The organism is Kitasatospora sp. NPDC089509, assembly GCF_044749365.1.
In the GTDB taxonomy this organism is placed as follows: domain Bacteria; phylum Actinomycetota; class Actinomycetes; order Streptomycetales; family Streptomycetaceae; genus Kitasatospora.
Map to the genome: position 1 here is coordinate 263,359 of NZ_JBIVHS010000009.1, position 12,390 is coordinate 275,748.

Here is a 12,390-nt window from a genome sequence, read left to right on the forward strand (position 1 = left end):
GGGGCCGGGCGTCACGGGGAGTTTCCGAGGCCTCCGGTCCGCCCGCCGGTGCCGTTCGGTCGAACACGCCGTACCGACCTGCTGTTCGACGGATTCTCCGCGTCCGGTTCCGTCGATCGGCCCGGCGGGTTTCGGCGACTCTCCGTTGCGTAGGTCCTGAGCAGTCAACTTTTCATTGCTTCCGGGACATGAAGCCCGGTAGGGTCTGAACGGTCGGGTGTGTGAGGCAATGCCAGCTAGTTCGGTTGATGTCCGGGCCCGACCGGGGGGTTACAGATGCGAGCTACGGGGGTAACGCGCACAACGATTCCGCTCGTTCCGGGGGATTTCCGCCCGGAATTCTCGAATACATGATGTGATTCTCGCCGTCCGCCCTTGTCGGGTCGGTTGACTTCAGGCCGTGCCCGGGTAAAAGCCGGGGGGTTTCGCCGGGCCGGCCCTCGCAGTGAATACCGGTTATTTCCCCGGAGCCTTTCGCTTCGGACGCATTGCTTCGACATGCCCTCCGCCGCTGGTTCATCCGTCGCGGTACGACGCTGTTGTGGGATGGATACACCGATGACCGAAACACCCGTTTTCACCGAGACGTTCACCGTCACCTCGGACAATCCCCTGCTCGGGGGTCACGTGGTGCAGGGCCGTCCCCTCATGCCCGGGGTCGGCCACGTGGAACTGGTGCTGGAGGTCCTCGCGCGTCACGGCCACCCGATGGCGGAGACCGTGCTGCGCAGCCTGACGATCCTGACGCCGCTGGTGGCCCTGCCCGGCGTCCCGGTCGCGGTCACCATCGAGGGGCGCGCCGTGCCGGCGGGCGGGCTGCGGGTCGAGGTCCGCGGCCGACCGGCCGACGGCGGCGCCGAAGTGCTGCACGTGACGGCCGCGGTGGAGCGCTGCGCGCCCGGGGACCTGCCGGGCGGACCGACGTCGTCGGCGGGCGCGTCGGACGGGCCGGCGACCACGACGACCTCGCTGGACGAGATGTACGCGTGGTGCCGGGCGCACGACCTGGCCCACTCCGGTCTGATGAAGTCCCTCGGCACGGTGCGGCGGCACCCCGGCGCGTGGACGGCGGAACTGGAGCTGGGCGCGGAGCACCGTGCGACCGCCGGGCGCTTCCTCTTCCACCCGGCGCTGTTCGAGGCCGCGCTGCTGAGCGGTGGGGTGGCGACCGGCCTGCTGGCGCCGGGCGAGGCGTCGGGGGCTGAGTCGGGGGCCGCGTCGGGGGAGGAGGACGCGCAGGGGTTCTACCTGCCCCTGGCCTTCGAGTCCTTCCGGGCGACCGGGCCGCTGGGCGACCGGTGCTCCGTCCGGATCCCGGCCGAGTCGGTGCACCGGACCGACGAACTCATCAGGATGTCCCTGGAGTTCCACGACGCCACCGGCCGCCGGGTGGCCGAGCTGGGCGGCTACGTGGCCAAGCGGGTCCGGACCGGGGCCGGGCCGGTCCCGGCGACTGAGGCCGCAGCGGAGCCCACTGCGCACCCGGCAGGTGCGAAGGGCGCCGTCGGCACCACGCGGGCGGAACTGCAGGAGCTGCTGCGCGAACTGGTCGCCGCGCGCCTCGGGGTGCCGCCGGCCGAGGTCGGGGCGAACAGCGGCTACTACCAACTCGGGCTCGCCTCGGCCGCCTTGGTCGGTCTGGTCACCGAGATCGAGGACCGGATCTCCGTCCCGCTCTCGCCGACCGTGGTCTTCGAGTACACCACCATCGCCGAGCTGGCCGGCCTGCTGGAGACCCTGCTCGCGGAGCGCCGCGCCCCCGTGGCCGCCGCCGCCCCCACCGGCCACGCTGCGGACCTGACGGCCGAGGTGAGCGACGAGGTGTCCCGCCTGCTGCGCCTGCCGGTCGAACAGGTCGACCCGGACGCCGAGTTCGCGGAGCTCGGCTTCGACCTGGTCGGCCGTTCCGCCTTCGTCGAGCGCCTGAACGACCGCTACGGCCTCGCGCTCACCGCCGCCGTCCTCTCCGCGCACCCGACCGTACGGGGTCTGGCGGCCCACCTCCTGGTGCGGCGCGGCGAGCAGGCGCAGGCCGATCCGCAGTTGACGGATGGTCAGGAGCCCGCCCGGGCGGGCCGTCCGCACCCGATGCTGCACCGCCGGGTCCCGGCCGAGGACGGCGTGGAGTACCGGAGCCGCTTCGACGGCGAGGAGCCGTACCTGCGGGACCACCGGGTGCGCGGCACCCGGCTGCTGCCCGGGGTCGCCCACCTGGAGATGGCCCGCGCCGCGGTGGCCGCCGCGCTCGACGCGCCGTCCGCCCACGCGGTGCGCCTGGAGGACGTCGTCTGGCTGCGTCCCGCGATCTGCGGACCGGACGGGCTGGAGCTACGGGTCGTCGTGCGCCGGACGGGGGACACGGCCGTCTTCGAGATCACCTTCGCCGGTGACGCCGGCACCCCGTGCTGCCAGGGCCGGGCGCGGCTGGTGGCGGACGCCGACCGCGAACTGCCCGACCTGGCACGGGTCCGGGCCGAGTGCGCCGGGGAGGAGATCCCGGCGGCGCGGGTCTACGGGCTCTACGCGGACGCCGGACTGGACTACGGGCCGGCCCAGCGGGCGCTGGCCGGACTGCGCCCCGGCGTCGATCCGGCCGGGAACCCGCAGGTGCTGGCCGAGCTGCGGCTGCCCGCCGCCGCCGACCCGCTGGACGACTGCGTGCTGCACCCCGCCGTCCTGGACGGCGCGCTCCAGGCCACCGCGGGCCTGTGGCTGACGGCCGACGGTGCGTCGGGCGGGGCGTCGGGCGGGGCGGCCCGGCCCGCGCTGCCGTTCGCCGTCGCCCGGGTGGACACCCCCGGGGCCGCCTCGGCCCGCGCCTTCGCCTGGGTCCGGTACCGGCGGGGCAGTGGCCCAGACGCGGCCCAGCCGCTGCTGGACGTGACCGTGTTCGACGAGGCGGGCCGGGTGTCCGCCGACCTGACCGGGCTGAGCACCCGCGCCCTCCCGCCCGCACCCGTCGCCGGCCGCGCCGACGACGACCGCGACGCCGTCCACGACGAGGTCCAGGACGCCGACACCGACACCGCCGACACCGACATCGCCGTCATCGGCATCGCCGGCCGCTACCCGGGCGCGGCGGACCTGGCCGAGTTCTGGGACAACCTGCGCTCCGGCCGCGACTCCGTGGGCCGGGTGCCGGCCGGCCGCTGGCGCCGCCCCGCGTGGCTGGGCGCGGAGGGCGCCGGGACGGCCGACGTCCAGGGCGGCTTCCTCGACGGCATCGACCTGTTCGACCCGCTGTTCTTCCAGATCTCGCTGCGCGAGGCGGAGTACCTCGACCCGCACGAGCGGCTGTTCCTGGAGTGCGCGCACCACGTCCTGGAGGACGCCGGCTACACCGGCGAACTGCTCAACCGCACCAGCGGCGACGTGGGCGTGTTCACCGGCGTGATGTACCAGGACTACCAGCTCTACGGCGCCCAGGCCCAGCAGCAGGGGCACCCGGTGGCCCTGTCCGCGAGCGCCTCCTCGGTGGCGAACCGGGTGTCCTACTCCTACGGGTTCACCGGTCCGAGCCTGGCCGTGGACACCATGTGCTCGTCCTCGCTGACCGCCGTCCACCTGGCCTGCGAGGCGATCCGGAGCGGCCGGTGCGGAGCGGCGATCGCGGGCGGGGTGAACGTCACCTCGCACCCGAGCAAGTACCTGATGCTGGGGCAGCGCAACTTCCTCTCCAGCGACGGCCGTTGCCGCAGCTTCGGGGCCGGCGGCGACGGCTACGTGCCCGGCGAGGGCGTCGGCGCCGTGCTGCTCAAGCCGCTGGCGCGGGCCCTGGCCGACGGGGACCACGTCCACGCCGTGATCAAGGGCACCGCCGTGAACCACGGCGGCCGGACCACCGGCTACACGGTGCCGAGCCCCGCGGCCCAGGGCCGGGTGATCGGCGGGGCGCTGGCCGCCTCCGGCGTCGACCCGCGGGCGCTCGGCTACGTCGAGGCGCACGGCACCGGCACCGCGCTGGGCGACCCGATCGAGATCGCCAGTCTGGTCCGGGCCTTCCAGGAGGCGGGGGTCGGGCCGGCGGACTGCGCGATCGGCTCGGTCAAGTCCAACATCGGCCACGCGGAGAGCGCGGCCGGCATCGCCGGGATCACCAAGGTGCTGCTCCAGCTGCGGCACCGGCAGCTCGCGCCCAGCCTGCACGCCCGCACCCTCAACCCGCACATCGACTTCAGCGGCACGCCGTTGCACGTCCAGCAGGTCCTGGCGCCGTGGCAGCGGCCCGTCGTGACGGACGGCGGGCTGCGCCGGACGCTCCCGCGCACGGCCGGCGTGTCCAGCTTCGGCGCGGGCGGCACCAACGCGCACGTCCTGCTCGCCGAGTACGAGCCGCCCACCGGGCCGTCCACCGAGTCGCCCGCCGCCCCGACGCTCGCGGACGGACGGCCCGCACTGATCGTGCTCTCCGCCCGGACCGAGGACCAACTGCGGGAGCAGGCACGCCGGTTGCGGGACCGGCTGGCGGAGCTGGACGAGTCCGAGCTGCCGGGCGTCGCCTGGACGCTGCAGACCGGCCGGACGGTCCTGGAGGAGCGGCTGGCGTTCGCCGCGGGTTCGCTCGCCGAGGCCTCGGCCCTGCTGGCGCGGTTCGCCGCCGTACCGGAGGCCGGCGACGGCTGGGTGCGCGGCACGGTGCCGACCGACCCGGTGCCGGCCGAGGCCGAGCTCGCCGCCGCCCTGGACGCATGGGCGGCGACCGCCACCACCGGTACGGCTGCCGCCGACCGGCTGCTCCGGCTGTGGGCCGAGGGCACCCCGGTCCCGTGGGAGACGGTGCAGCGGAGCGGCGGCCCGGAGCGGCGCCCCCGTCGGGTGCCGTTGCCCGGCTATCCCTTCGCCCGGGAGCGCTGCTGGATCGAGCTCGACGGCGTCACCACGGGCGGTGAGCCCTGGCCCGTCGTCGCGGCGGAGCGGGCGCCCGCCGACGTCGCGGTGCGGTCGGTGGCCGTGCCCCCGGCCCCGGTGCCGGAGGGCGACACCGTGGTGCTGCTGAGCCCGGGGTGGGCGGCCGGTGAGCCGACAGTCCACGACGGGACCGGGGCCGGTTTCGCCGCGCACCACGTCGCGGTGGTCGGCACGCTGACCGAGGGCTGGCGGGAGGCCCTGCGGGCCGCACTGCCGGCCGGCGCCGACTGCCGGTTCGTCGAGCTGGTCGACGGCCCGGCGGACCGCCGGTACGGCGAGGCCGTGCGCGAGGTGTTCACGCTGGTCCAGGAGGTCCTGCGGACCGGCGTACCGCGCCCGGTGCTGTTCCAGGTCGCGCTGGCGCACCCCACGGCCGCCGGGGCCGAGCGGGAGCGGCTCGCCTGCCTGCGCGGCCTGACCGGGCTGCTGCGGTCCGCGGGCCAGGAGAACCCGCAGTTGCGCACCCAGCTGGTGGACTGCCTGGACGGCGCCGACCCGGCCGTCGTCGCCGCCCGGCTGGCCGCCGAGGTCGGGCCGGAGCCCGCCGCCGAGGTCCGCTACCGGGACGGCCGCCGGCACACCGCGGTGCTGAGCGGGATCGCCACCGCCGGGCCGGCCGCCACGCCCTGGCGGGAGGACGGCGTCTACCTGATCACCGGGGGCGTCGGCGCGCTGGGGCTGATCGTGGCGGGCGACCTCGCCGCGGCCGTCCGGCACGCCACCGTGGTCCTGGTCGGCCGCTCGGCGGCCACCGAGGAGCAGCGGGCCGCGATGGACGCGCTGCGCGCCGCCGGACTGACGGTGGACCACCGGCGCGCGGACCTCGCCGACCGGTCGTCCGTCGCCGCGCTGCTGGCCGGTGTCCGCGCCGACCACGGTGCGCTGACCGGCATCCTGCACGGGGCCGGGGTGATCGAGGACCGGCTGATCACGGGCAAGTCCCCGGCCGGGCTGGCACGGGTGCTGGCGCCCAAGGTCGCCGGACTGATCCACCTGGACGAGCTCAGCGGCGCGGAGCCGCTGGAGTTCCTGGCGTGCCTGTCCTCGGCCAGCGGTGCCTTCGGCAACCTCGGCCAGGCCGACTACGCCGCCGCCAACGCGTTCATGGACACCTACGCGGTGTACCGCAACCTCCTCGTGGCGGCCGGGGAGCGCAAGGGCAGGACCGTCTCGATCGGCTGGCCGCTGTGGGCCGAGGGCGGGATGGGAACGGGAGAGGCCGTCACCGGGCGGTTGCGGGCGATCGGCCTGGCACCGCTGGACACCGAACGGGGGTTGGACGCTTTGCATCGTGCACTGACCGACGACGACGCCAGTGGGGACGGCCGGGTGATCGTGCTGGCCGGGCAGCCGGAGGCGCTGTCCCGGATCACCGGACAGGCGGTCGGTGCGACCGCCGAGCCGACCACCGCGCCCACCGCCCAACCGGCGGACCCGGCCGGCCGGTTGGTGGCGGAGCGGGCGGTGCCCGTGCTGCGGCGCACCCTCGCCGAGGTCCTCAAGCTCGCCCCGGAGCGGCTCAACCCCGCCGTCCCGCTGGAGCGTTACGGCATGGACTCGGTGCTGGCCGTCGCCGCCGTCGGCCAACTGGAGGAGGCCTTCGGCCCGTTGGCCCGGACGCTGCTGTTCGAGCGGCCGACCCTGAACGACCTGGCCGAGTACCTCGCGACCGAGTACCCCGCCGAACTGCGCGCCCTGCTGGGCGAGTCGGCCCCCGAGGCCACCCCGATCGCCCCGGCCGCCGCACCTACCTCGGCCGTCACGACCGCCCCGGCCCCCGCGGCCGCGCCGGCCCCCGCGGCCGCGCCGGCCCCCGCGGCCGCGCCGCGCCCCGCCGCCGACGACCGGAGCGGCTTCCGGGACATCGCGGTCATCGGCATGGCCGGTTCGTACCCGCAGGCCGAGGACCTGGACACCCTCTGGGCGCACCTGCGGGCCGGCCGTGACTGCGTCACCGAGCCGCCCGCCGACCGCTGGGAGGGCGCGCAGGGCTCCGGTGCCTGGGGCGGCTTCCTGGACGGCATCGACCGGTTCGACCCGGCGCTGTTCGGCATCGCCCCGCGCGAGGCGGCCGTGATGGACCCGCAGCAGCGGCTGTTCCTGGAGACGGTCTGGCGGCTGCTGGAGGACGGCGGCGTCACCCAGGAGGTCATCGAGCGGCAGTACCGGCGACGGGTCGGCGTCTACGTCGGCGCGGCCTACCAGCTGTACCGGGCGGACGCCTCCGACCCGGCGCTCGCCGCCCTCACCGCGACCGCCTCGTTCAACCTGATCGCCAACCGGGTCTCGCACTTCTTCGGCCTGGAGGGGCCGAGCCTGGCGGTGGACAGCATGTGCACCTCCTCGGCCATGGCCATCCACCTGGCCTGCGCCGATCTGCAGCGCGGCGAGAGCGAGTTGGCCGTCGCCGGCGGGGTGAACCTGGCGCCGACCGCGGAGAAGTTCCGCGCGCTGTCCGAGATGCGGATGCTGGGCAGCCACCCGGGCAGCCGCAGCTTCCGCGACGGGGACGGCTACCTCCCGGCGGAGGCGGTGGGCGCCGTGCTGCTCAAGCCGCTGGACGCCGCCCTGCGCGACGGGGACACCGTGCACGCCGTCATCAAGGGCACCGCCTCGGTGCACAGCGGCCACGCCAACGGCTTCCTGACGCCCAGTCGGCGAGCGCAGATCACGGTCATGCGCCGGGCGCTGGAGCGGGCCGGCGCGGCCCCGGAGTCGATCGGGTACGTGGAGTCCTCGGCCAACGGCACGACGCTCTCCGACGAGATCGAACTGAGCGCCCTGCGCGAGGTGTTCGACGGTTCGGCCGAGCCGGTGGTGGTCGGTGCGGTGAAGTCGAACCTCGGCCACCCGGAGGCCGCCACCGGGGTCGCCCAGCTGACCAAGGTCGCCCTCCAGTTCCGGCACCGGGAGCTGGCCCCGCTGACCGGGGTCGGGAAGCCCAACCCCAACCTGGACCTGGGCGACGGCCCGCTGACCCTCTGCGAGCGGCTGGCCCCCTGGGAGCAGCGGCAGGACGCGGACGGCCGTCCGGTGGCCCGTCGGGCGCTGATCAACTCGGTGGCGGCCGGCGGCAGCCACGTCACCCTGGTGGTGGAGGCCCCGCCGGAGGCCGTCGAGGCCCCGGCCGGGCCGGTCGCCGCGGGCCCGCAGGTGGTGGTGGTCTCCGCCGTCAACGCGTCCCGGCTGCGGACGACGGTCGCCCGGCTGGCGGAGCACCTCGGGCGGGCCGGGGCGGTGGACCTGGACCTCGCCGAGGTCGCGTACACGCTCCAGCTGGGCCGTGAGGCGATGCCCGAGCGGCTGGCGGTGGTGGCCGGCGGCGTCGAGGAGCTGCGCACCTCACTGGACCGCTTCCTGGCCGCGACCGACGGGACCGACGGGACCGACGGGACCGCCGGGTCCGCGGCACCGGGCACCCCGTCCGGTGGCGCGCTGTACACCGGCAACGCCGAGGCCGGCGCGAGTCCGCTGATGGCCGTGTTCGAGGGGGCCCGGGGCGAGGTGTTCCTCTCCGCCCTGGTCGCCGACCGTGACCTGGAGCGGCTCGCCGAGCTGTGGGTCGCCGGGGCCAGGATCCCGTGGGGCGGACTGCACCCGGTGCGCCGGCGCCTGCTCCCGCTGCCGGGGACGGCCTTCGAGCGGAAGAGCTACTGGCTGGACCGCCCGAGCACGCCCGCCGCGCCCGCGACTCCCGTGCCCGCACAGCCCGCAACTCCCTTGCCCGCAACTCCCGTTCCTGCACAGCCCGCAGTACCCGCAGAGCCCACACCGGCCGCCCCCGAGCCCCCCGCCGGCAAGGACCGCACCGTCCTCACGGCCTGCGCCGAGCTGCTCGGCTACGCCCCCGAGGAACTCGGCCCCGACGACAACTTCCTGGCGCTGGGCGGGCACTCCCTGCTCGCCTACCACCTCGCCGCGCTGCTGCGCGAGCGCGGCCTGCACTGCGAGCCGTCCGTCATCCTGCGGGCCCGCTCGCTCGCGGCCGTCGCCGAGGCGGCCGAGGAGCTGCCGACGGCCGAGCAGCCGACGGCGGCGGCCGAGGAGCCGACGCCGGCCGGCATCCCCGAGGGCACCACCCACGTCACCCCCGCGATGCTGCCGCTGGTCCCGCTCACCGAGGACGAGGTGGCGGCGGTCGTCGCCGCCGTCCCCGGCGGGGACGCCAACCTCCAGGACGTGTACCCGCTCGCCCCGCTGCAGGAGGGCATGTTCTTCCACTACGTCCGGGAGGGCGAGCACGACCCGTACGTCTCCTCGGGCCTGTTCTCCTTCAAGGACCGCGCCACCCTGGACCGCTTCGCCGACGCCCTGGCCGCCGTGGTCGCGCGGCACGACGCGCTGCGCACCGTGATCCTCTCGGACGGCCTGGGCGCGCCGGTCCAGGCGGTGCTGCGGCGGGTGGAGCTCGCCGTGGAGGAGGTCGGGCTGACGTCCGGGACGCCGGCCGCGGAGCAGCTCACCGAACTGCTCCGGACCGCCCCGCGGATGCCGCTGCACCGGGCCCCGCTGATCCGCCTGCGGGCGGGCCGGCACCCGGACACCGGCGGCTGGCACGCGGCGATGAGCCTGCACCACGTCGTCCACGACGCGTCCTCGCTGGGCCTGCTGTTCGCCGAGCTCGTCGCGCACATGGAGGACGGCCAGGACGCCCTGCCGGCGCCGGTGCCGTACCGCGACTTCATCGCCCACACCCGGCGCCGGCCGGCCGACCTCGACCCGGCGGCCTTCTTCGCCGGGATGCTCGGCGAGGTCTCGGAGCCGTCCGTGCTGTTCCGGCTGGACGACGTGCACGGGGACGGGCAGCAGGTGGTCGAGCTGAGCCGCCCGCTGGACGAGGAGCTGGGCCGCCGGGTCCGCGCCCTGGCGGCGGACCTGCTGATCAGCCCGGCGACGCTGTTCCACGCCGGCTGGGCGCTGACCGTCGCCGCCTGCACGGACCGGGACGACGTGGTGTTCGGCACCGTCATGTCCGGTCGGCTGCAGGGGCCGGCCGGGATGGAGCGGATGCTCGGCAGCTTCATCAACACGCTGCCGATGCGCCTGGACCTCGCCGGCCGCAGCGTGCGCGAACTGGTCCGGGAGACCGGGGAGTTGCTGCACCAGCTGGTGCGCCACGAGCAGGTCCCGCTGACCGAGGCCCGTGCGCACAGCGGGCTGGCCCGGCCCGAACTGCCGCTGTTCAACGCGATCTTCAACTACCGGCACCTGCCGAGCGACGACGGCATCGACCGGCTGCTCGACCGGGTCGGCGTCACCCCGCTGTCCGGGGTGCACGAGCGCAGCAACTTCCCGGTGACCGTCTCGGTCGACGACCTCGGCCGGGAGTTCCGGATCGACGCGCTGATCCACCGCGCCCAGCCCGCCGAGGTGGTCGTCGACTGCCTGGAGGCCGCCGTGGCCGCCCTGGTCGACGCGCTCTCCGACGAGCTGCGCGCCGACGGCCCGGCCGTCGAACTGTCCGTGCTGCCGCCCGCGATGCGGCACCGCGAACTGGTCGAGTACGCCTGGACCCCGGCCACCGCCGAGGAGCCCGCGGCCGGCTCGGACCAGCACGTGCACGTCTGGTTCGAGGAGGTGGTCCGCCGCGCCCCGGACGCCGTGGCGGTGCGCTGCGAGGACCGCGAGCTGACCTACGCCGAGCTGAACGCCCGGGCGAACCGGCTGGCCCGGCACCTGCGGGAGCTGGGCGTGGGCCCCGACGAGCTGGTGGCGCTCTGCCTGCCGCGCAGTGAGTGGATCGTGGTCGCCGCGCTGGCGGTGCTGAAGGCGGGCGGCGCGTACGTGCCGCTGGACCCGACGGCGCCGGCCGAGCGGCTCGGCCACGTGGTGCGGGACAGCGCCCCGCGGGTGCTGCTGGTGGACGGCGTGCCGCCGGAGGGGCTGGACGCCGGTACGGCCGCCGTGGTGGACGTGCCCGGCGACGCCGGCCGCTGGGACGGCCTGCCGGACGGCGACCTGGAGCCGCTGCCCGGGGCTTCGCCGGCGAACCTCGCGTACGTGATCTACACCTCGGGCTCGACCGGCCTGCCCAAGGGCGTGATGGTCGAACACCGCAACATGGCACGGTACTTCCTCGCCATGCAGGAGTGGTTCGGGTACCGCCCGGACGACGTCTGGACGCTGTTCCACTCGGTCGCCTTCGACTTCACGATCTGGGAGATCTGGGGCGCGCTGCTGAACGGCAGCCGGCTGGTGGTGGTCACCCAGGACGTGGCGCGCAGCCCGAAGGACTTCTACCGGCTGCTCTGCGCGGAGGGCGTCACCGTGCTGGGCCAGACGCCGACCGGCTTCGGCCAGTTGATCGCGGCCCAGGGCGAGGACGGCACCCCGCACCGGGTGCGGTCCATGGTGATCGGCGGCGAGGAGCTGGACGCCTCCCCGCTGCGGCCCTGGTTCGAGCGCCCGATGAACGACGGGACGGTGCTGGTCAACATGTGGGGGACCACCGAGACCACGGTGGTCAGCACCTACCGCGAGGTCGTGGTGGGCGACACCGTCCTGTCGACCAGGCCGATCGGCGGCGCCCTGCCGGGCCTGGGCGTCTACGTGCTGGACCGGCACGGGAACCCGGTGCCGACCGGCGCGGTGGGCGAGCTGTACATCGGCGGTGAGGTGGTCGCCCGCGGCTACCTCAACCGGCCGGAGCTGAGCGCCCTGCGCTACCTGGACGACCCGTTCCGGGAGGTGCCCGGCGCCCGGATGTACCGCACCGGCGACCTCGGGCGCCGACTGCCCGACGGCTCGCTGGAGTTCCTCGGCCGCAACGACGACCAGGTGAAGATCCGCGGCTACCGGATCGAACTGGGCGAGATCACCGTGCGCCTCAACGAGCACCCCGCCGTCGAGGACGCCCGGGTGGTGGTGCGCGGCGAGGGCGACGACCGCCGGCTGGTCGGCTACCTGGTGCCGTCCGCCCGGCGGGCGCCGGACGAGGAGGTGCTGCGGGAGGAGCTGGACGCCGCGCTGCGCGCCGTGCTGCCGCCGTACATGGTTCCCTCCGGGTACGTCGTGCTGGAGCGGCTGCCGCTGACCGTCAACGGCAAGCTGGACACCCGGGCGCTGCCCGAGCCCGCCGCCCCGCAGCGGTCCGGTGACCACGGCAGCGCGCCGAGCACCGAGGCCGAGCGGATCGTCTCCGAGGTCTGGGCCGAACTGCTGCGCGCCGACGCCGGGGTGCTCGGCACCGGGAGCGACTTCTTCGCGCTCGGCGGCAACTCCCTGCTGGTGACCCGGGTGATCAACCTGATCAAGCAGCGCACGGGCGTCGAACTGAACGTCAAGGCGGTCTTCGCGGCCCACACCCTGGGCGCGCTGGCCGCCGAGGTGGCGAAGGCCGTCCCGGACGCCGGGACCGGCCCCGAGCTCGACCTGGACACGATCTTCAACAGCATCAGCGCCGTGGAGAACATGACCGACGCGGAGCTGGACGCCCTGGACCTGGACAACGCCGTCCTCGACATCGAGAGCTGAGCAGAGAGA

The 12,390-nt window shown here is 75.2% G+C and carries 1 protein-coding gene; it reads left to right on the forward strand.

Going from position 1 to position 12,390, the window contains the following annotated elements; genetic code table 11:
* Positions 1-558: 558 nt before the first annotated feature.
* On the forward strand, positions 559-12,381 hold the full coding sequence (locus ACIP4P_RS21270; protein WP_400920588.1) for an amino acid adenylation domain-containing protein: 11,823 nt from the start codon (positions 559-561) through the stop codon (positions 12,379-12,381).
* Positions 12,382-12,390: the final 9 nt, after the last annotated feature.

Coding starts and splice junctions, on each gene's coding strand:
- ACIP4P_RS21270 (WP_400920588.1), top strand. CDS start 559: ATGACCGAAACACCCGTTTTCACCGAGACGTTCACCGTCACCTCGGAC.